This window comes from Streptomyces violaceusniger Tu 4113, from assembly GCF_000147815.2.
In the GTDB taxonomy this organism is placed as follows: domain Bacteria; phylum Actinomycetota; class Actinomycetes; order Streptomycetales; family Streptomycetaceae; genus Streptomyces; species Streptomyces violaceusniger_A.
In genome coordinates this window covers 7,477,918-7,501,382 of sequence record NC_015957.1, presented here as the reverse complement: position 1 = coordinate 7,501,382, position 23,465 = coordinate 7,477,918, and the positions used below count along the sequence as shown (strand labels likewise).

The following is a 23,465-nucleotide window of genomic DNA, read 5'->3' as shown; positions in this document are numbered from 1 at the left end:
CGATGTGGCGCCGGTGGGCGGGGGACGGTCAGGGACGCTCTTCCGGCACGGCCTCCGCCGACGTCTCGCTGGCACCGGAGGGGGCGGCCGCCGCCGAGGCGAACCTGACGCCGTCGTCGACCGGCCCGCGGCGGAGCAGCCGCACGTCCTGCCGGTAGTTCTGCTCCAGGTTCCACGGCGCGCGAAGCCCCCGCTTGGGCATCGCGTCCGCGCCCCGCAGGACATAGCCGGACTTCAGATCCATGATCGGCAGCACGGGTTCTTCCGCGGGCGGGGACAGCGGCTCGACCACGGTGTGTCCGCGGGCGGCCATGTGGTTCAGAAGCCGGCACACGTACTGGGAGACGAGATCGGTCTTGAGCGTCCACGAGCTGTTGGTGTAACCCAGCGTCCAGGCGAGGTTCGGTACGCCGGACAGCATCATGCCCTTGTAGGCGACCGTCGCGCCGGGATCGACGGGCCGGCCGGCCACGGTGAGGCGGATGCCGCCGAGGGCGAGCATGTTCAGTCCGGTCGCTGTGACGACCACGTCCGCCGGGAGTTCCTCGCCCGACCGCAGCCGGATCCCGCCTGGGGTGAACGACTCGATGTGATCGGTCACCACCGAGGCCCGGCCGGAGCTGATGGCCTGGAACAGGTCCCCGTCGGGGACATAACACACCCGCTGGTCCCAGGGGTTGTAGTCCGGTACGAAGTGGGTCTCGACGTCATAGCCGGCCGGGAGTTGCCTGGCGGCGCCTTTGCGTAGCATCGCCTTGACCTTCTCCGGGCGCTTCCGGCTGAACTGGTAGAAGCCGAGCGCCAGCATCGCGTTCTTCCACCGTACGGCGGCGAGCGCGGTGCGCTCGGGCAACACCCGGCGCAGCGCGCCGGCGATGGCGTCCCGGGTCGGCAGCGACATGACATAGCTGGGTGAGCGCTGCAACATCGTCACGTGCGCGGCCTTCTCGGCCATCGCGGGCACGAGGGTGACAGCCGTGGCGCCGCTGCCGATGACGACGACCCGCCGGCCGGTGAAGTCGAGCTCCTCCGGCCAATGCTGGGGGTGCGCGATCACGCCCTCGAACCGCTCGACATCCGGGAACCGCGGGCGGTGGCCCTCGTCGTAGCGGTAGTAACCGGCGCACACGTGGAGGAAGGAGCATGTCATCGTCACCGCTTCGGCGGCGCCGGCGTCTCCGCCACGCTCCACGTGAACGGTCCAGCGGGCCTGTTCCTCGTCCCAGTCGGCGCTCACCACGCGGTGCCGGAACCGGATCGCTTCCTGCAGACCGTACTCCCGGGCCGTCTCCCGGATATAGGACAGGATGCTCTGGCCGTCGGCGATCGCTTTCGGATCTGTCCACGGGCGCATCCGGTACCCCAGCGTGTGCATGTCCGAGTCGGACCGCACGCCCGGGTAGCGGAACAGATCCCACGTTCCGCCGACCGCGTCCCGGCTCTCCAGGATCGCCAGAGTGCGCTCCGGGCATTCGCGGCGCAGGTGACACGCGGCCCCGATCCCGGACAGGCCGGCCCCGATGACGAGGACATCGACGTGCTCAACCATGGGATTTTCCCTCACCTTGTCCGACCGCGACGCCGACAGGTCCACGACTCCTGTGCCATGGAGAAGTCCTTCCGAGCCGATCAGAGTTCATCGAGGTCGACCACGGACACGGTGTTGGCGCCGTAGTTCGCGATGTAGGCCCAGCGCCCCTCGGGGGAGACGGCCATGCCGGCGGGCGTGCGCTGGACGGGAACCGTGGTGATGACCGACCTTGTCGCGGTGTCGATCACACTCATGGTCCTGCCGGGAGCGCTGTTGCCGCCCATGTTGAGGATGTAGGCCCGGGATCCGTCGGGAGCGATCGCCACCCCGCCGGGGCCGACACCGACCTCGATGACGGACACCACGGACCGCGTACGGGTGTCGATCACCGAAACGGTGTCCCCGGGGTCGCTGAACAAGCCGTGGTCGGCGACGTACGCATAGGCGCCGTCCGGGGTGATGGCGACCGCGCCGGGAGCCTTGCCCACGGTGACGGACGCGGTCACCGTGTTCTTCGCGATGTCGATGACCGAGACGGTGCCGTCGGTCTCGGATTCCTCGCCGTAATTCACGACGTAGGCGTGGCCGCCGTCGTCGTCGATCGCCACCGCACCGGGGCCCCTGCCCACGGTGACGGTTTCGGTTATCGAGTCGGTGGCGGTGTCGATGACCGACACGGTGTTGCCCAGGTTGGCCTCGGAGCCGAGTTCCGACACGTAGACCCGCGAGCCGTCCGGCGTGACCGCCACCCCGTCCGGGGAGTTGCCGACCTCGATGGTGGCGGTGACCTTGTTCGAGGCGGTGTCGATGACCGAAACCGTGTTGCCCGGCTCCTTGCCCGACCCGTAGTTGACGACGTAGACGCGGGAGCCGTCGGGCAGGATCGCCAGACCGGATGGGCCGACGCCCACCACGACGGTGTCGATGACCTCGGCGGTGGCGGTGTCGATGACCGACACCGTGTCACCGGGGGCGTCGGTCGCCCACCTGCCGTAGTTCGCCACGTACGCCCGGCTGCCGTCCGGAGTGAGGGCCACCGCGGAGGGGCCTTCGCCCACGGGGATGGTGGTGTGTATATGCGGTACGTCGATGGGTTCGGTCTCGGTCACGGATACGCTCTCCTTAAGACGACGACTGACTACGGCTTCACCGCGTGACGGGCAGGTGGTCGGAATTCTTTCGCGGAGACGGAACCAACCACCTCGAACGAGTAGGCGGGTCGCGTGCCGCCGTCGCGGCCGTTGCACTTCGCCAGCCTGACGAGTTTTCTTACCCTGAAACCAGTGCCGACGTTCGAAGAATGTTAGCGACAGCTCTTTGGATAAAAGACGTTTCTATCGATCTTAGGGGCTTCATTAGGGGCTTCCGGACGGCTTAGGGGCTCCGTCACCCCGGGCTTCCGGACGGCTTTAGGGGATTACTAGGGGGGGTGTTGCCGTCGGTGCCTTCAGTAGGTTCGTGGCCCGACAAGGCGGTCGCCGAGACGGGGAGTAACGTGAAGATCGCATACCGGGTCGATGGTGATCTGAGCGATGCACCTGGCGTCTGCGCGGACCTCTACGCACAGTACCCGCAGGTCAGAGTGCTCTTCGCCGATCTGCTCGCCGACCGGGCCCACCCAGGGGCGCGTCGGCGTCCCGGTGCCCGTGGATATCGACGATGACGAGTACCTCGGCAAGCTCGTCGACGGTGCCCGTTCGCGTGTGAACCCGGGTTGCCGCGGTGCGCGGCCCGGCTCGGCCGCCACGGCGGGGCCATCGCGCCCTGACGCGCGGACCAGAGCCATCCGCGCGACGTGCGGCTGCCGTGCCATGGACCGGTCGACGGCGCCGTACGTTCCCCCCACACACACCCTCTGCCGGTGCCAGTCGCCCGGCGCTCGCCCTCATCGCCGGCAGAGACGATGCCGGGAACGGAGTTCCTGATGCCACTCGACCCCTCGGTCAAGGCCGTACTCGACATCCTTGACGCCGCCGGCGACAAGCAGCTGTACGAGCTGCCGATACCCGTCGCGCGGGCCGCCTACGACCAACTCGCCGGGTTCGGCGGCGAACCGGCCGCGGTCGGCCGGACGGAGCACACGTCCGCCGACGGCGTCCCGGTCCGGCTGTACTGGCCGGAGAGCCCCGGACCGCACCCGGTCCTGCTCTTCGTCCACGGTGGTGGCTGGATGCTCGGCAGCCTCGACGGCTACGACGGTGTCGCCCGGGATCTCAGCGTGCACGCCGATTGCCTGGTGGTCAGCGTCGGATACCGGATCGCCCCCGGCAACTGCTTCCCCGCGGCGGTCGAAGACGTCGTCACCGCGGCCAAGTGGGTCATGAGGACGGGCGAGTCGTTCGGCGGCGACGTCAGCCGGCTGGCCGTGGCAGGCGACTCGGCGGGCGGCAACCTCAGCGCGGTCCTGGTCAACGAGCTGCCCGGCAGGTTCCGGGCGCAAGCGCTGCTCTATCCGGCGACGGACCAGACCAGGCAGCACCCGTCCGTTCGGGAGAACGGCCAGGGCTACCTGCTGACCGAGGGCACGCTGCGCTGGTTCAGCGAGAACTACCTGGGCGACCAGGACCCGCGCCACCCTTGGGCGTCGCCGCTGTATGCCGCGGACGAGGTGCTGGCGGCCGCCCCGCCGACGCTGGTCGTCACCGGCGAGTTCGATCCGCTGCGGGACGAGGGCGAGGCGTACGCGGCGCGGCTGCGGGCGCTCGGCGTCCGGGTCGAGCACCGGCGCTACGACGGCATGATCCATGCCTTCTTCTCGATGCGGGGGATGGTTCCCGCCGCCGGTGAGGCGCTGCGGCAGGTGACCGACTTCCTCCAGGACGCCTGGGCGTAGGCATCGGCCGGGCCGTACCCCAGGGCACCGTCCGCGCCGATGCCGTCCGCGCCGTGGCGCGCGAGGTGCACCCGGCGGCCGTCCGGCGAGAATCGCGACGGAGCCGGGCGCGTGTCCGGCACCCCTTTACGGCTTTCCGGCGACTCCACCATGTCGCCGGCAATTCCACGGGCCACCGATGATGCGAGCCCCGCGGCGCCCGAGCTCCGCGGGGCTCGGGCGCCATGTCCATACGGGCGACCCCGGCGCTTTAGGGGCACTCGGGGCGTGCCGAGGGGGCACCTCGATGTGTACGGCCACCGCCCATCTCGCACGGGAACGACGCGAAGACCGAGGCCGGGCCCGCAGCGCTGACCCGGTCGCGCACCGCTGTGAACAGGCGCTGAGCCCCGTCCCGTCATAACCCGTCACCCCTGCCTGCGTTAGGGGGTGAAGAGATCTCCAGGGGCCATTTAGGGGGACGAAGTCCTCTTCCAGCGCAATAGCGTTTCGGCCGGATCACCAGTCGCCGGGACAAGAACCAGACGCCGGGATCAGGTACGACCTAGGTAGGGACGAGAAGTGACAGCCGAAGGCCACGCCGAATCGATGAACCATGAAATTTCCGGTTCCGATGTCGCCGTCATCGGAATGGCGTGCCGCCTTCCACAGGCACCGGGTCCCGCCGATTTCTGGCAGTTGCTGCGCACCGGCACGAATGCCATCGGCGACGTCCCCGCGGACCGCTGGCCGGACCGGGCCGGCAACGACGGTCACGACGACGCACTCCGGGCACTGGTCCGCCGGGGCGGGTTCATCGAGGAACCGGACGCCTTCGACGCCGCCTTCTTCGGCGTGTCGCCGCGCGAGAGCGCCGAGATGGACCCGCAGCAGCGCTTGGCACTCGAGCTCAGCTGGGAGGCGCTTGAGGACGCCGGAGTCGTACCGGAGTCGCTGCGAGGCCTGCCGGTGGGGGTCTACGTCGGGGCGATGGCGAGCGATCACGCCAACCTGACCTCCCTGCGCAGCCCGGAAGCCATCAACCACCACACCATGGCCGGCACGCACCGGGCCGTCATCGCCAACCGGATCTCGTACTTCGCGGGTCTACGGGGGCCGAGCATGACGGTCGACACCGGACAGTCCTCGTCGCTCGTGGCCGTGCACATGGCCTGCGAGAGCCTGCGCACCGGGGAGTCACGGCTCGCCCTGGCCGGCGGTGTCAACCTCAACCTGACCGAGCAGTCCGCGCTGCTGGAAGCCAGGCTCGGCGCGCTGTCCCCGGACGGGCAGTGCTTCACCTTCGACGAGCGGGCCAACGGGTACGTCCGCGGCGAGGGCGGCGGTTTCGTCGTGCTCAAGCCCCTCGCGGACGCGCTCGCCGACGGCGACGACGTCTACTGCGTCATCCGGGGCAGCGCCGTCAACAACGACGGTGCCGGGGACAGCCTCCTGGTCCCGACCGTGGCGGGACAGCGCGAGGTGCTGACCCGGGCGTACACCCGGGCCGGGGTCGCCCCCGGCGACGTACAGTACGTCGAGCTGCACGGCACCGGCACCAAGGTCGGCGACCCGGTCGAGGCGGAAGCTCTCGGCCACTCCATCGGCACCGGCCAGGACCGCGACCGCCCGCTGCTCGTCGGCTCCGTGAAGACGAACGTGGGCCACCTCGAAGGTGCCGCCGGGATCACCGGCCTGCTGAAGGTCGCCCTGATGCTCAAGCACCGGGAGATCCCGGCGAGCTTGAACTTCAACCGGCTGAATCCCGGCATCCGCGCCGCCGAATGGAATCTCCAGGTCGTCACCGAGCCGGTGCCGTGGCCGGACCCCGACGGCACTCTGCTCGCCGGTGTCTCGTCCTTCGGCATGGGCGGGACCAACTGCCACGTCGTGCTCAGCTCGCCGGTGCGGAACGCGGTGGAGCCCACCCCCGGCGCGGCGCCCGGCGAACTCGCCCTCGTCCTCTCGGCCAAGTCCGCGACGGCCCTGCGCGGCCAGGCGGAGCGGCTGCTGGAGCAGGTGACCGCCGAGCCCTCGCTGAACACCGCGGACGTCGCCTGGTCGCTGATCGGCTCGCGGTCCGCCTTCGAGCACCGCGCCGTCGTGCTCGGCGGCGGGCGCGACGAGCTGACGGCCGGGCTCGCGGGCCTGGTCTCGGGCGAGCCGGCCGCCGGCCTCGTTCAGGGCCAGGCGCGGGAGGACCGCCGGGTGGCGTTCGTCTTCCCCGGCCAGGGCGCCCAGTGGACGGGCATGGCGAGCGAACTGATGGAGTCCTCGCCGGTCTTCCGCGCGGCGATGGAGGAGTGCGCCGAGGCCCTGCGCCCGTTCGTCGACTGGCCGCTGACCGATGTCCTCGATGACCAGGCCGCCCTCGAACGTGTCGATGTCGTGCAACCGGCGCTGTGGGCCGTGATGGTCTCCCTCGCCCGGCTGTGGCGGTGGATGGGAGTGGAGCCCGCGGCCGTTGTGGGGCACTCCCAGGGCGAGATCGCCGCGGCATGCGTGGCCGGCGGACTGCCGTTGGCCGAGGGCGCCCGGGTGGTGGCGCTGCGCAGCCGGGCCATCGCCGAGGCGCTGACCGGCCGTGGCGGCATGGCCGTCGTATCGCTGCCCGCTCAGGAAGCGGCGGAACTGATCGCTCCCTGGGACGGTCGCCTGTCCATCGCGACGGTCAACGGTCCGGGCTCGGTGGCGGTGTCCGGCGAGACCGAGGCCATCGAGGAACTGGCGGCGCAGTGCGCGGACTCCGGGATCCGGGTGCGCACCGTCTCCGTGGACTACGCGTCGCACTCGGCGGCCGTGGAGGAGATCGAGAGCCGGCTCCTCGCCGACCTGGAACCGCTCCGGCCGCGGTCGGGCACGGTGCCGATGTACTCGTCGGTGACCGGCGCCCCCGTGGACACCGCAGGACTCGACGCGCGGTACTGGTACCGCAACCTCCGGCAGACCGTGCAGTTCGAGACCGCGACCCGCGCGCTCGCCGCCGACGGGATATCGGTGCTGGTGGAGGTCAGCCCGCACCCGGTGCTCACCGTGCCGGTCCAGGACACCCTGGATTCCCTCGACGGCCCGGACGGCAAGGAGGCCGTTGTCACCGGCAGCCTGCGCCGTGACGAGGGCGGTCTCGACCGCTTCCTGACCTCGGTCGCCCAGGTCCATGTGCAGGGTGTACCGGTGTCGTGGACATCGCTCTTCGAGGGCCGGCAGCCGCGCCGGGTCAAGCTGCCCACGTACGCCTTCCAGCGCGACCGGCACTCCGTCCTCGGACTCGGCCAGGGCCCCGCCCGGCTCCTGGAGGCCGAGCCGGTCGCCGCGCTCGCGTCTGCGGACGAGGACGACGCGTTCCTCCGCAAGCTGGCCCCGCTGTCCCCCAAGGAGCGCGACAGCCACCTGCTCTCGGTGGTCCGCGACCACGCCGCCGCGCTGCTCGGCCATCGCGGTGGTGACGATGTCGACCCCACCGTGCCCTTCCGGGCGGCGGGCTTCGACTCGATGACGGCGGTCGACCTGCGCAACCGGCTCCAGACCGTCACCGGTCTTGCCATCCCGAGCAGCATGGTGTTCGACTACCCCACGCCCGCACGCCTGGCGGCCTTCCTCGCCGGCCGGCTCGGCGGCACCGAATCGGCCGACGACACGGTGGTCCCGTCGGCCGCCCCGCTCGACGACGACCCGATGGTCATCGTCGGTATGTCCTGCCGCTTCCCGGGCGGCGTCGCCGACCCCGAGCAGCTGTGGGACCTCGTCATCGGGGAACGCGATGCGATCACCGGCTTTCCGACCGACCGGGACTGGGACCTGGAGCACCTGTACGGCCCCGACACCGCGGGCCGCCTGGCCGGTGGCTTCGTCGATGGCGCGATGGACTTCGACGCGGGCTTCTTCGCGATGTCGCCGCGTGAGGCGCTGGCGATGGACCCGCAGCAGCGGCTGCTGTTGGAGGGTTCGTGGGAGGCGCTGGAGCACGCGGGTATCGATCCCGTGTCGCTGGCGGGTTCGGCGACGGGTGTGTTCGTCGGCAGCTACCAGTCCGGCTACTCCGAGGTCGTGTCGGCGGCGCTGGCGGACGCGGACGCGCAGTTGCTGACCGGTGGCGCGCAGAGCGTTCTCTCCGGCCGGGTGGCGTACTCGCTGGGGCTGGTGGGTCCGGCGGTGACGGTGGACACGGCGTGTTCGTCGTCGTTGGTGGCGCTGCACTTGGCGGGTCAGGCGCTGCGGGGTGGTGAGTGCTCGCTGGCGCTGGTGGCGGGTGTGACGGTGAACGCGTTGCCGCACACGTTCGTCGGGTTCTCGCAGCAGGGTGGTCTGTCGGCCGACGGTCGCTGCAAGGCGTTCGCGGAGGCCGCGGATGGCACGGGCTTCAGTGAGGGTGCCGGTGTCGTGGTGGTCGAGCGTCTTTCGGACGCTCGGCGCAACGGGCACCGGGTGCTTGCGGTGGTGCGGTCCAGTGCGGTGAACCAGGACGGTGCGTCGAACGGGTTGACGGCGCCGAACGGTCCGTCGCAGCAGCGGGTGATCCGGCAGGCGCTGGCCGCCGCCGGACTCGACTCCGGAGATGTGGACGCCGTCGAAGCCCATGGCACGGGTACGTCGCTGGGTGACCCGATCGAGGCGCAGGCGGTGCTGGCGACGTACGGTCAGGACCGGCCGGATGACCGGCCGTTGTGGCTGGGGTCGGTGAAGTCGAACCTGGGTCACTCGCAGGCGGCGGCGGGTGTCGCGGGTGTGATCAAGATGGTGCTGGCGATGCGGCGCGGTGTGCTGCCGCGGACGCTGCATGTGGACGAGCCGAGCACGCATGTCGACTGGAGCCAGGGCCGGGTGCGGCTGCTGACCCAGGAGCAGCCCTGGCCGGAGACGGGGCGTCCGCGGCGTGCGGGTGTCTCCTCGTTCGGTATCTCGGGGACGAACGCGCATGTGATTCTGGAGGCCGCGCCGGGCCTCGGCACCGAGCCCGAGGCGGAGACAGCCGTCGAGGACGGTGCCGAGACTGTGTGGGTGGTGTCGGCCCGTTCTGAGCAGGCGCTGCGGGGGCAGGCGGAGCGTCTGGTGTCGGCGGTGGAGTCGCTGGAGCCGGCGGGTGTGGGTGCGGCGTTGTTGTCTCGTTCGCTGTTCGACCATCGTGCGGTGGTCGTGGGTGCTGATCGTGACGAGTTGAGGGCTGGTCTGCGGGCGGTGGCTGCTGGGGAGCCGGTGGCGAACGCGGTGGAGGGGGTGGCCCGGCCGGGTGGCCGGGTGGCGGTGCTGTTCGCTGGTCAGGGTGCGCAGCGGCTGGGCATGGGGCGCCGGTTGTATGGGGAGTCGGGGGTGTTCGCGGCGGCCTTTGACGAGGTGGTGGCGGAGCTTGACCGGCACCTGGAGTCCCCGCTGCGGGATGTGATCTGGGGTGAGGATGCCGAGGTGCTGAACGCGACGGGGTGGGCGCAGCCCGCGCTGTTCGCGGTCGAGGTGGCGCTGTTCCGCCTGCTTCAGTCCTTCGGCGTGGTCCCGGACTATCTGTTGGGGCACTCGATCGGTGAGGTGGCCGCCGCCCATGTGGCAGGGGTCTTCGAGCTGGCGGACGCCTGTCGGCTGGTGGTTGCGCGTGCCCGGCTGATGCAGGCCCTCCCGGCGGGTGGTGCGATGGTCGCCATCGCCGCGCCCGAGGAGGAGGTGCTGCCCTACCTGTCCGAGGACGTGTCGATCGCGGCGGTCAACGCCCCTGGCTCAGTGGTGATTTCCGGTGCCAGGGCCGCTGTCATGGAGGTCGGGGAGCACTTCACGGCGCAGGGTGTGAAGACGACCCGGCTGCGGGTCTCGCATGCGTTCCACTCGGTGCTGATGGAGCCGATGCTGGACGATTTCATGGCGGAGATCGCGGATGTGTCCTTCTCCGAGCCGCGTATTCCGGTGGTGTCGAACCTGACGGGTGAGCCTGCGGACATGTCGTCGCCGGGGTACTGGGCGCGGCAGGTGCGCTCCGCGGTGCGTTTCGCTGATGGGCTGGCGTGGCTGGCCGGGCAGGGTGTGGACACCTTCGTCGATGCGGGCCCGGACGGGGTCGTGGCCGGTCTGGCGCAGGCGAACGCCGCCGGCGCGGTGGCCGTGGCGTTGATGCGCAAGGACCGCGACGGCTTGCGGACCGCGCTGGTGGCTGCCGGTGACCTGTTCGTGCGGGGTGTGCCGGTCGCGTGGGACACGCTGTTCGCCGGCTCCACGCCGCGCTGGGTGGACCTGCCCACGTATGCGTTCCAGCGTCGCCGCTACTGGCCGCAGGCGTCGATTGCCGGTGGCGATGTGACCGCTGCTGGTCTGGCCTCCGCCGGACACCCGCTGCTGGGCGCGGTGGTGTCGGTGCCGAACTCGGGCACGGTGGTGCTGACCTCGCGGCTGTCGCTGCGTACGCAGCCGTGGTTGGCGGATCACGCGGTGCACGGGACGGTGTTGTTCCCGGGCACGGGCTTTGTGGAACTGGCGATCCGCGGCGCGGACGCCGTGGGCGCCGGTGGGCTGCGGGAGCTGATCGTGGAGGTCCCGCTGGTCATCCCCGAGTCCGACAGCGTCCAGGTCCAGGTGGTCGTCGACGACGGAACCGCGGTGATTTACTCGCGTCCGGCCGACGACGACCCGTGGACCCGGCACGCCACCGCCGTCCTCGGCGACGCCCTCGCCGCCGAACCGGACGGGTGGCAGTGGCCGCCTGCGGACGCCTCGTGGGTGGACCTCTCGGGCTTCTACGAGCTGACCGCCGACAGCGGTCTCGTGTACGGCCCGGCTTTTCAGGGCCTGCGGCAGGTGTGGCAGGCCGACGGCGCGGCCTTCGCCGAGGTCGCGGTGGCCGAGAACGAGGCCGACCGGGCCCGTAAGTTCGGCGTACACCCCGCGCTGCTGGACGCCGCGGTGCAGGCGAGCGCCTACGCGGAGCTGGACCCCGCCCCGGCGGGCCGGGTGCCGATCGGCTTCGCCGATGTGACCCTGCACGCCGAGGGCGCGACCGCGACCCGGGTGCGGGTGGCTCGTACGGGTCCGGACAGTGTCAGCGTTCAGCTGGCCGACGGCAACGGCGACGCGGTGCTGTCCATCGGCTCCGTGACGTTGGGCGCGCCGCCCACCTCCGGACTGTCGGCCGCCTCCCAGAGCGGGACGGCGCTGGCCCTCGACTGGCCCGAGCTGCCCGCGCCGGAGGACCACGCGGACGTCCGGCTCGCCTTCGTCCAGGCGCCCGCGTCCGATGCCTCATGGCTGCCGGAGACGGCGTACACGAACCTCGAAGACGTCCTCGCCGAGGAGAACCCGCCACAGTACGTGACGCTGGCCGTGTCGGTGGGCGAACCGGACGACATGGTGCGGGCCGTCCACGCGACGACGCGGTGGGCCCTCGAACAGCTCCAGTCCTGGCTGGCCGAGGAGCGCTTCGCCGACACCACTCTGGTCGTCCTCACCCGGGGCGCGATCGCCGCCCACCACGACGAGCCGGTGCCTGACCTCGGCGCGGCCGCGGTGTGGGGCCTGCTGCGCACCGCGCAGATGGAACACCCGGGCCGCATCCTGCTTGTGGACGCGGAGCCGCGCCACGACCTCGACGTACGGCAGCTGGCCATGGCGCTGCGCACCGGCGAACCGCAGCTCGCGTTGCGCGGCCAGGAGATCCGGGCGGCACGGCTGGCCCGCGTCACCCCGCGGGACGAGCCGGAACCGCGGGTCGACCCCGAGGGCACGGTGCTGGTCACCGGCGGTACCGGTGGCCTGGGCCGGGAGATGGCCCGGCACCTGGTCGCCGCGCACGGCGTACGGAGCCTGCTGCTGCTCAGCCGCCGCGGCACCGCGGCCGGGGGCGCGCAGGAGCTGATCGACGAACTGAGCGCACAGGGCGCCGAGGTCACCGTCGCCGCCTGCGACGTCGGCGACCGTGCGGCTCTGGCCGCCGTGCTCGCGGGCACCACCCTCACCGGTGTGGTGCACACCGCGGGTGTGGTGGACGACGGGCTCGTCTCGTCGCTGACCGCCGAGCGTCTTGACCGGGTGCTCGTGCCGAAGGTGGACGCGGCCTGGGCGCTGCACGAGCTGACCGCCGGGATGGACCTGTCGTTCTTCGCGGTGTTCTCCTCGCTGTCCGGCATCCTCGGCAACCCGGGACAGGCCAACTACGCGGCGGGCAACGTCTTCCTCGACGCGCTGATGCAGGCCCGGCGCCACGCCGGTCTCCCCGGCGTCTCGATGGCCTGGGGCGCGTGGACGCAGGACGTGGGCCTGACCGCCGCGCTGTCCGAGGCCGACATGCGCCGGCTGGCGCGCTCGGGCATGCGGCCGCTGTCGGTGCCGCAGGGCCTGGCCCTCTTCGACCGTGCCCTGGTGTCCGACCGGGCGCTTCTCGGCCTCGCCAGCCTGGACCTCGCCGCCCTCCGGGCCCGCGACGACCTGCCCGTCTTCCGGTCGTTGGTGGGCGGCCGGGCGCGGCGCCGCGCGGGTGACCAGCGGCAGCCCGCCGGCGGCCTGGCCGAGCGGATGGCCGGGCTGCCCGAGCCGGAGCGCGAGGACTACCTCCTCACCCTCATCCGTGACCACGCCGCCGCCGTCCTCGGCCATGCCTCGGGCCAGCACCTGAACGTCACCACGGCGTTCCGGGAGATGGGCTTCGACTCGCTGATGGGCATCGAGCTCCGCAACCGCATCAAGCGCGGCACCGGCCTGCCGGTGGCGGACTCGATGGTCTACGACTACCCGACGCCGCTGCGGCTCGCCCAGTACCTGGCGAGCCTGGTCGGCGGGGTCGAACTCCGCGTGGGCGGCGCGGCGCAGGCCCGGGTACTCGCCGACGACGACCGACTGGCCATCGTCGGCATGGCCTGCCGGTTCCCCGGCGGGGTCACCAACCCGGACGAGCTGTGGAAGCTCATCGCCGAGGGCGGCGATGCCATCGCGGCGTTCCCCGACGACCGCAACTGGGACATCGAGCAGCTCTACGACGCCGAGGGCGCCAGGAGCGGAAGCTCCGTCACCCGCAGCGGCGGCTTCATCGACGCCGACGGGTTCGACAGCACCTTCTTCGGGATCTCGCCCCGTGAGGCGCTGGCGATGGACCCGCAGCAGCGGCTGCTGCTGGAGAGCTCGTGGGAGGCGCTGGAGGACGCCGGAATCGACCCGCAGTCCCTGGCGGGAAGCTCCACCGCGGTCATGTTCGGCATCAGTCAGTCGGGCTACGGCGAGCTGGTCAGCCCGCTGGAGGAGGCCCAGGGGCACCTGCTGACCGGCGGCGCCTTCAGTGTGGCGTCCGGGCGCGTGGCGTACACGCTGGGCCTCGAAGGCCCGGCGGTGACGGTCGACACGGCCTGCTCGTCCTCGCTCGTGGCGCTGCACCTTGCCGGTCAGGCCCTGCGGGCCGGTGAGTGCTCGCTGGCACTGGCGGGTGGCGTGACGGTGATGGCCACGCCGGGCACGTTTGTGGAGTTCAGCCGACAGGGCGGCCTGTCGTCGGACGGTCGCTGCAAGGCGTTCGCGGACACCGCGGACGGCACGGGCTGGTCCGAGGGTCTCGGTGTCGTGGTCGTCGAGCGTCTCTCGGACGCCGAACGCAACGGTCACCAGATCCTTGCCGTGGTGCGCGCCAGCGCCGTCAACCAGGACGGTGCGTCCAATGGTCTGACCGCCCCGAACGGTCCGTCGCAGCAGCGGGTGATCCGGCAGGCGCTGGCCGCGGCCTCCCTGGCGCCGTCCGACGTGGACGTGGTGGAGGCGCACGGTACGGGTACGACGCTGGGTGACCCGATCGAGGCGCAGGCGGTGCTGGCGACGTACGGGCAGGACCGGCCGGATGACCGGCCGTTGTGGCTGGGGTCGCTGAAGTCGAACATCGGTCACACGCAGGCCGCGGCGGGTGTGGCCGGTGTGATCAAGATGGTGCTGGCGATGCGGCACGGTGTGCTGCCGCAGACCTTGCACGTGGACGAGCCGAGTTCGCGGGTGAACTGGAGTCAGGGCCGGGTGCGGCTGCTGACCGAGTCGGTGGCATGGCCGGAGACGGGCCGCCCTCGCCGCGCGGGTGTGTCCGCCTTCGGCATGTCCGGTACGAACGCGCACGTGATCCTGGAGGCCCCCGCCGAGATCGAGGCCGAGGCCGAGCCGGAGTCCGGTGCCCTTCCTCCTGCGGTGGCGTGGGTGGTCTCGGCTCGGACCGATCAGGCGCTGCGGGGGCAGGCTGAGCGTCTGCTGTCGGCCGTCGTCGAGTCGGCGGAGCCGGTGGATGTGGGTGCGGCGTTGCTGTCGCGTTCGCTGTTCGACCACCGCGCCGTCGTCGTGGGCACCGACCGTGATGAGCTGGCCTCCGGCTTGCAGGCGTTGGCCGGTGGGGAACCGGCTGCGAATGTGGCGAACGGCGTTGCCCGGGCTGGTCAGGGTCGTCGGGTGGTGTTCGTCTTCCCGGGTCAGGGCGCGCAGTGGGTCGGTATGGCCGGAGGTCTGGTGGATTCCTCGGAGGTGTTCCGGGAGTCGATGGCGGAGTGCGCTGAGGCGTTGGCGCCGTTTGTGGACTGGTCGCTGCTGGACGTGTTGGAGGACGAGGCGGCGCTGGCGCGGGTGGATGTGGTGCAGCCCGCCCTGTGGGCGGTGATGGTGTCGCTGGCGCGGGTGTGGCGCTCGTGGGGTGTGGAGCCTGCCGCGGTGGTGGGTCATTCGCAGGGTGAGATTGCCGCTGCTGTCGTGGCGGGTGGTTTGTCGCTGTCCGATGGTGCGCGGGTGGTGGCGTTGCGGAGCCAGGCGATTGCCGGTGTGCTGGCGGGTCAGGGTGGCATGGTGGCGGTGTCGCTGCCGGTGGACGAGGTCCGCGAGCTGCTGCCCGAGGGCGTCTCGGTCGCGGTCGTCAACGGCCCCGGCGCGGTGGTCGTCGCGGGCCCGGTCGAGGCACTGGATGGTGTCATCGCCCGGTGCGAGGAGCGGGAGGTGCGGGCCCGGCGCGTGCCGGTGGACTACGCCTCGCACTCGGCGTCGGTGGAGTTGATCGAGGACCGGCTGGCGGCGGATCTCGCGGGGCTGGCGCCGGTGTCGAGCTCGGTGCTGATGTACTCCTCCGTCTCCGGCACGCCGATCGACACCGCGGGTCTGGACGCGGGGTATTGGTACCGCAATCTGCGGCAGACGGTGGAGTTCGAGCAGGCCACCCGTGCCCTGGCGGCGGACGGGTTCACCGCGTTTGTCGAGGTCAGCCCCCACCCCGTGCTCACCATGGCGTTGCAGGACACGGTGGGTGAGGACGCCGCGGTGACTGGCACGCTGCGCCGTAACGAGGGTGGTCTTGAGCGGTTCCTGCTCTCGGCGGCGGAGCTGTTCGTACGTGGTGTCCCGGTCGCCTGGGACGGGCTGTTCGCTGGTCGTACGTCGGGGCGGGTGGAGTTGCCGACGTATGCGTTCCAGCGTCGTCGGTTCTGGCCGCAGCCGTCGTTGGTGGCGGGGGATGTGGCGGCTGCGGGCTTGGTGTCGGTTGAGCATCCGTTGCTGGGTGCGGTGGTGTCGGTGCCGGGTTCGGGCACGGTGGTGCTGACCTCGCGGCTGTCGCTGCGGGCGCAGCCGTGGCTGGTCGACCACGCGGTGCACGGCACGGTGGTCTTCCCGGGCACGGGCTTCGTGGAGCTGGCGATCCGTGGTGCGGACGCCGCCGGCGCGGGCCGTCTGCGGGAGCTGATCGTGGAGGCTCCGCTGGTCATTCCCGAGCGGGACAGTGTCCAGGTGCAGGTGGTCGTCGACGGTGACGACCACACGGTGGGCATCTACGCCCGTACCGGCGAGGACGAGCCGTGGACCCGGCACGCCACCGGTGTCGTCGACGACGAGACGGCCGCCGTGGACGCCGGGGAGCTGGCCGGAGCGTGGCCGCCGCCCGGCAGCACGCCGGTCGACCTGGACGACTTCTACCAGCGCAGCGCGGACAACGGCTTCGGCTACGGCCCGGTCTTCCAGGGGCTGACCAGGGCGTGGCAGCACAACGGCCAGATCTTCGCCGAGGCCGCCCTGCCCGACGACCAGGGCGCCGCTGCCATAGCGTTCGGCATCCACCCGGCGCTGCTCGACTCGGCACTGCACCCGAACACCTTCGCCGACCTCGACGCCACCGAACTCGGCCGGCTGCCGTTCACCTTCAACGACGTCACCCTGCACGCCACCGGCGCGAAGGCCGTGCGGATACGGATGGCGCGTACGGGCCCGGACTCCGTCACGGCCGTACTGGCCGACGAGACCGGCGCTCCCGTCCTGTCGATCGGCTCCCTGATCATGCGTCCGGTCCCGGAGCAGGTCTTCGGCGCCGCCCGCACCCCGGAGACGATGCTGGCTCTCGCCTGGAATGAGGTGCCGGAGACGGACGGCGTGGCTTCCGCGTCGGACGACGACGTGCTGCTTGAGGTGCCCGCCGCGGCGGACACCACCCCGGAGTCGGTCCACACGGCCGTTGAGTGGGTGCTCACGCAGTTGCAGGGCTTCACCGGCAACCGGCTGGTCGTCCTTACCCACGGCGCGGTCGCCGCCGGGCCTGGCGAGACCGTCGCCGACCTGGCCGCGGCCGCCGTATGGGGGCTCGTCCGGTCGGCGCAGAGCGAGGACCCGGGCCGGATCGTCCTGGTCGACGCCGACGCCGACACGCAGGCCACCCCCGAACTGCTGGCGCGCGCGGCCGGCACCGGCGAGCCGCAGCTGGCGGTCCGCGCGGGCACCCTGCTCGCCCCGCATCTGACTCGCACGAACGCGACCGGCGAACCGGTCACCCTGGACGGCACCGTCCTGATCACCGGCGGTACGGGCGGCCTCGGCAGCGCGGTCGCCCGGCACCTGGTCGCCGCGCACGGCGTACGGAGCCTGCTGCTGCTCAGCCGCAGGGGAGCCGCCGCCCCCGGCGCCGACGCACTGGTCGAGGAACTGACGGCCCAGGGCGCCGAGGTCAAGGTGGTGGCGTGCGACGCCGCCGACAGGTCGGCCCTGGCCGACGTCCTGGCAGGAGTGCCGCTCACGGGTGTGATCCACACCGCCGGCATCCTGGACGACGGAGTGATCTCCACGCTGACCCCGGAGCAGGTCCACCGCGTTCTGACCCCGAAGGTCGACGCGGCCTGGCATCTGCACGACCTGACCCGCGACCAGGACCTCTCGATGTTCGTGGTCTTCTCCTCGCTGGCCGGACTCATCGGCAGCCCGGGGCAGGGCAACTACGCCGCGGGCAACGTGTATCTCGACTCCCTGGTCCAGCAGCGCCGCAGCGCCGGGCTCGCCGGCATCTCGATGGCCTGGGGCCCATGGGACCAGAGCCTGGGCCTCACCGGTGCGCTGTCCGGCACCGACATGCACCGCCTGGGCCGGCTGGGCATGCTTCCGATCTCGGAAGACCAGGGCATGATCCTGTTCGACCGGGCGCTCGCCGCCGGTCAGCCCTTGCTCGGCCTGACCGAGCTGAAGACATCGGCCCTGCGGGCCACGGCGGAGATACCGGCGCTCTTCCGCTCGCTCGCCGGTGGCCCGGCCCGAAGGACCCGGGCCCGTGCGGGAGTCGCAGAACGTACGGGCGGTCTCGCCGGGCAACTGGCCGATCTGACCCCGGAGCAGCGACAGAGCCACCTGCTGGCCTTGGTCCGCGACCAGGTCGCCTCGGTGCTCGGCTACCAGTCGGGTACCGACATCGACGAGAGCAAGCCCTTCCGGGAGGTCGGGTTCGACTCGCTGACGGCGGTCGAGCTGCGCAACCGGCTCCAGACCGTGACGGAGCTGAGTCTGCCGTCGACGCTCGTTTTCGACTACCCGAACGCCGTGCGTCTCGCGGACTTCCTGGGCGAGCGGCTTGGCGGTGTCGCCGCTGTCCCGGTCGACGCGTTGCCGGTGCTGCGGTCGGTCGAGGAGGATCCGCTCGTGATCGTCGGTATGTCCTGCCGCTTCCCGGGCGGCGTCGCCGACCCCGAGCAGCTGTGGGACCTCGTCATCGGGGAACGCGATGCGATCACCGGCTTTCCGACCGACCGGGGCTGGGACCTGGAGCACCTGTACGGCCCCGACACCGCGGGCCGCCTGGCCGGTGGCTTCGTCGATGGCGCGATGGACTTCGACGCGGGTTTCTTCGCGATGTCGCCGCGTGAGGCGCTGGCGATGGACCCGCAGCAGCGGCTGCTGTTGGAGGGTTCGTGGGAGGCGCTGGAGCACGCGGGTATCGATCCCGTGTCGCTGGCGGGTTCGGCGACGGGTGTGTTCGTCGGCAGCTACCAGTCCGGCTACTCCGAGGTCGTGTCGGCGGCGCTGGCGGACGCGGACGCGCAGTTGCTGACCGGTGGCGCGCAGAGCGTTCTCTCCGGCCGGGTGGCGTACTCGCTGGGGCTGGTGGGTCCGGCGGTGACGGTGGACACGGCGTGTTCGTCGTCGTTGGTGGCGCTGCACTTGGCGGGTCAGGCGCTGCGGGGTGGTGAGTGCTCGCTGGCGCTGGTGGCGGGTGTGACGGTGAACGCGTTGCCGCACACGTTCGTCGGGTTCTCGCAGCAGGGTGGTCTGTCGGCCGACGGTCGCTGCAAGGCGTTCGCGGAGGCCGCGGATGGCACGGGCTTCAGTGAGGGTGCCGGTGTCGTGGTGGTCGAGCGTCTTTCGGACGCTCGGCGCAACGGGCACCGGGTGCTTGCGGTGGTGCGGTCCAGTGCGGTGAACCAGGACGGTGCGTCGAACGGGTTGACGGCGCCGAACGGTCCGTCGCAGCAGCGGGTGATCCGGCAGGCGCTGGCCGCCGCGGGTCTGTCACCCACCGACGTGGACGCCGTAGAGGCGCACGGCACCGGTACCACCCTGGGTGACCCGATCGAGGCGCAGGCGGTGCTGGCGACGTACGGTCAGGACCGTCCGGAGGACCGGCCGTTGTGGCTGGGGTCGGTGAAGTCGAACATCGGTCACTCGCAGGCGGCGGCGGGTGTCGCGGGTGTGATCAAGATGGTGCTGGCGATGCGGCGCGGTGTGCTGCCGCGGACGCTGCATGTGGACGAGCCGAGCACGCATGTCGACTGGAGCCAGGGCCGGGTGCGGCTGCTGACCCAGGAGCAGCCCTGGCCGGAGACGGGGCGTCCGCGGCGTGCGGGTGTCTCCTCGTTCGGTATCTCGGGGACGAACGCGCATGTGATTCTGGAGGCCGTGCCTGCCGTCGAGCCCGAGGTTGAAGCCGGGGGCGATGGGGGGTCGGTGTGGGTGGTCTCGGGCCGGACGCAGCAGGCGCTGCGGGGGCAGGCCGAGCGTCTGGTGTCGGCGGTGGAGTCGCTGGAGCCGGCGGGTGTGGGTGCGGCGTTGTTGTCTCGTTCGCTGTTCGACCATCGTGCGGTGGTCGTGGGTGCTGATCGTGACGAGTTGAGGGCTGGTCTGCGGGCGGTGGCTGCTGGGGAGCCGGTGGCGAACGCGGTGGAGGGGGTGGCCCGGCCGGGTGGCCGGGTGGCGGTGCTGTTCGCTGGTCAGGGTGCGCAGCGGCTGGGCATGGGGCGCCGGTTGTATGGGGAGTCGGGGGTGTTCGCGGCGGCCTTTGACGAGGTGGTGGCGGAGCTTGACCGGCACCTGGAGTCCCCGCTGCGGGACGTGATCTGGGGTGAGGACGCCGAGGTGCTGAACGCGACGGGGTGGGCGCAGCCCGCGCTGTTCGCGGTCGAGGTGGCGCTGTTCCGCCTGCTTCAGTCCTTCGGCGTGGTCCCGGACTACCTGTTGGGGCACTCGATCGGTGAGGTGGCCGCCGCCCATGTGGCAGGGGTCTTCGAGCTGGTGGACGCCTGTCGGCTGGTGGTTGCGCGTGCCCGGCTGATGCAGGCCCTCCCGGCGGGTGGTGCGATGGTCGCCATCGCCGCGCCCGAGGAGGAGGTGCTGCCCTACCTGTCCGAGGACGTGTCGATCGCGGCGGTCAACGCCCCTGGCTCAGTGGTGATTTCCGGTGCCAGGGCCGCTGTCATGGAGGTCGGGGAGCACTTCACGGCGCAGGGTGTGAAGACGACCCGGCTGCGGGTCTCGCACGCCTTCCACTCGGTGCTGATGGAGCCGATGCTGGCGGAGTTTACGTCCGCGATCGCGGACGTGACGTTCTCCCTGCCGCAGATCCCGGTGGTGTCGAACCTGACGGGTGAGCCTGCGGACATGTCGTCGCCGGGGTACTGGGCGCGGCAGGTGCGCTCCGCGGTGCGTTTCGCTGATGGGCTGGCGTGGCTGGCCGGGCAGGGTGTGGACACCTTCGTCGATGCGGGCCCGGACGGGGTCGTGGCCGGTCTGGCGCGGACGGATGCCGCCGGCGCGGTGGCCGTGGCGTTGATGCGCAAGGACCGCGACGGCTTGCGGACCGCGCTGGTGGCTGCCGGTGACCTGTTCGTGCGGGGCGTGCCGGTCGTCTGGGACGAGCTGTTCGGCGGACGGAAGCCCGGCCGGGTGGACCTGCCGACCTACGCGTTCCAGCGTCGCCGCTACTGGCCGCAGGCGTCGATTGCCGGTGGCGATGTGACCGCTGCTGGTCTGGCCTCCGCCGGACACCCGCTGCTGGGCGCGGTGGTGTCGGTGCCGAACTCGGGCACGGTGGTGCTGACCTCGCGGCTGTCGCTGCGGGCGCAGCCGTGGTTGGCGGATCACGCGGTGCACGGGACGGTGTTGTTCCCGGGCACGGGCTTTGTGGAGCTGGCGATCCGCGGCGCGGACGCCGTGGGCGCCGGTGGGCTGCGGGAGCTGATCGTGGAGGTCCCGCTGGTCATCCCCGAGTCCGACAGCGTCCAGGTCCAGGTGGTCGTCGACGACGGAACCGCGGTGATTTACTCGCGTCCGGCCGACGACGACCCGTGGACCCGGCACGCCACCGCCGTCATCGACCCGGAGGGCAGCCCGGCGGGGAATGCCGTCGCCTGGCAGTGGCCGCCGATGGACGCCGCACAGGCCGATGTCGCCGACTTCTACCAGTCGCTCGCCGACGACGGATTCGCTTACGGGCCGGTGTTCCAGGGGCTGCGGCAGGTGTGGGTGGGTCCCGAGGAAGTGTTCGCCGAGGTGACGGTGGCGGACGAGGAGGCTGACCGGGCTCGTAAGTTTGGTGTGCATCCGGCACTGCTCGACGCGGCGCTGCAGGCCAGCACCTTCGTGGGTCTTGAGCCTGCTCCGGCCGGCCGGATGCCGTTCAGTTTCACCGATGTGACCCTGCACGCCGGTGGCGCGACCGCGACCCGCGTGCGGGTGGTCCGTACGGGCCCGGACAGTGTCAGCGTCGAACTGGCCGATGGCAGCGGTGAGCCGGTGCTGACGATCGGAACGCTGGTGTTGCAGCCGGTCACGGCGACCGGCCCGGTCGGCGACGCGCAGGCGGGGTCGGTGTTGACGGTCGACTGGTCGTCGACGATCACCCTGGACGACGACCCGGCGCCCGGCGCCGACCTCCAAGTGGTCGGCGCCCCGAACGACATCGTTTTGGACGATATCGATCCGGCCGCTGTCGTGGTGCTGGAGGCATCGGGCTCCGGAGACGTGCCGCAGTCGGCCCACCACCTCACCGGTTGGGTGCTGACCCAGGTGCAGCGGTGGCTGGCCGATGAGCGGTGTGCTGATGGCCGGTTGGTGGTGGTGACCCGTGGTGCTGTGGCAACGGTTCCCGGTGAGCGGGTTGGCGGCCTGGCGGCGTCGGCGGTGTGGGGTCTGGTGCGTTCGGCTCAGGCGGAGAACCCGGGCCGGATCACTTTGCTCGACATCGATGACCAGACCGCACAGCTTGACGCCGGTTTTGTGGCCAGGGCGGCGGTGAGTGCTGAGCCGCAGTTGGTGGTGCGGGACGGTGTCGTGGGTGCTGCCCGGCTGGTGCGGGTGGCTGCCGCACCGGAACAGGAGCCGGTGGGCTTCGGTGAGGGCAGGGTGCTGGTCACGGGTGGTACTGGTGGTCTGGGCCGTGAGGTGGCCCGGCATCTCGTGCGGGCTCATGGTGTGCGGGATCTGCTGTTGGTCAGCCGTGGTGGTGGTGGGGCCGATCTGGTGGCGGAGCTGGAGGAGCTGGGCGCACGGGCGGTCGTCGCCGCCTGTGACGTCAGCGACCGCGAGGCGCTGGCCACGCTGCTGGAGGGGGTGGATCTGTCGGCGGTGGTGCATACCGCGGGTGTGGTCGAGGACTCCGTGGTGACCTCGCTGGATGGTGCCCGGCTGGATCGGGTGCTGGCTCCGAAGGTGGATGCCGGTTGGTATCTGCATGAGTTGACGGCGGACAGGGATCTGTCGGCGTTCGTGGTGTTCTCATCGCTGGCAGGAATGCTGGGCAGTCCCGGGCAGGGCAACTACGCGGCGGGGAATGTCTTCCTGGACACGTTGATGGAGCAGCGCCGTGCGCAAGGTCTGCCGGGGGTGTCGATGGCCTGGGGGCCGTGGGCTCAGGGGGCCGGTCTGACCAGCGGGTTGTCGGAGACGGATATGCGTCGTATCAGTCAGTCCGGTACTCCGCCGTTCACGGTTGAGCAGGGTCTGCGGATGTTCGACGAGGCTTTGGCCGTCCCGCGGGCTGCTGTGGCGGTGACCCGTCTGGATCTGGGTGCTCTGCGGGGTCGGGCGGATCTGCCGCCGCTGTGGCGCGCCCTGACGGGTAAGCGCGCCCGTCCGGCTGCGGCCGATCGTCGGCAGGACGCCGGTACATTGGCCGACCGTTTGGCCGGTCTGGCGATTCCGGAGCGCACGGAGCAACTGCTGGTTCTGGTTCGTGAACACGTGGCGGCGGTGCTTGGATATGCGTCGCGGGAGCATATCGATACGAATCAGGCGTTCCGGGAGCTGGGTTTCGACTCCCTGAGTGCCCTCGAATTGCGCAATCGGCTGCAGGTTGCGACGGGACTCACCATTCCGGCCACTCTCGTATTCGACTACCCGAACTCGCAACGCCTCGCCACTCACCTCGCCGGGCAGTTCGGCACGGCGGAGAGCACCGACACCGGTGCGGCGTCGCTCCTGTCCCAGATGGACACGCTCAGTGGCGCGCTGAAGCGGGCGGAACTCGTCGATGGAGAACGAGAGGCCATCGCGAACCGGCTTCGCTCGATGCTCGACGCCTGGCGCGCCTCCGACGAGGAGGACCCGGATGAGGAATGGGAGACCCCCGACGAGGTCTTCCGCTTCATCGATGACGAACTCGGTATTTCCGAAAGAGAAGTGTGAGCGTGA

The 23,465-nt window shown here is 71.1% G+C and carries 4 protein-coding genes; 2 read left to right on the top strand and 2 right to left on the bottom strand.

Features of this window, described 5'->3' with window-relative positions; all coding sequences use genetic code 11:
* Positions 1 to 28: 28 nt before the first annotated feature.
* Positions 29 to 1,549: a flavin-containing monooxygenase gene (locus tag STRVI_RS30625; RefSeq protein ID WP_014059452.1), complete on the bottom strand. Its 1,521-nt coding sequence runs from the start codon at positions 1,547 to 1,549 to the stop codon at positions 29 to 31.
* A gap of 80 nt (positions 1,550 to 1,629) precedes the next feature.
* Positions 1,630 to 2,640 (bottom strand): hypothetical protein, encoded by a 1,011-nt coding sequence (locus STRVI_RS30620; protein ID WP_014059451.1) that lies wholly within the window; start codon positions 2,638 to 2,640, stop codon positions 1,630 to 1,632.
* 815 nt (positions 2,641 to 3,455) lie between these two features.
* Between STRVI_RS30620 and STRVI_RS30615 the strand changes: the two genes are divergently transcribed.
* Complete coding sequence (locus STRVI_RS30615; RefSeq protein WP_014059450.1) at positions 3,456 to 4,364, top strand: alpha/beta hydrolase; 909 nt, start codon at positions 3,456 to 3,458, stop codon at positions 4,362 to 4,364.
* Between the two features lie 588 nt (positions 4,365 to 4,952).
* Positions 4,953 to 23,459 (top strand): type I polyketide synthase, encoded by an 18,507-nt coding sequence (locus tag STRVI_RS55695; RefSeq protein ID WP_014059449.1) that lies wholly within the window; start codon positions 4,953 to 4,955, stop codon positions 23,457 to 23,459.
* The last annotated feature ends 6 nt before the right edge of the window (positions 23,460 to 23,465 follow it).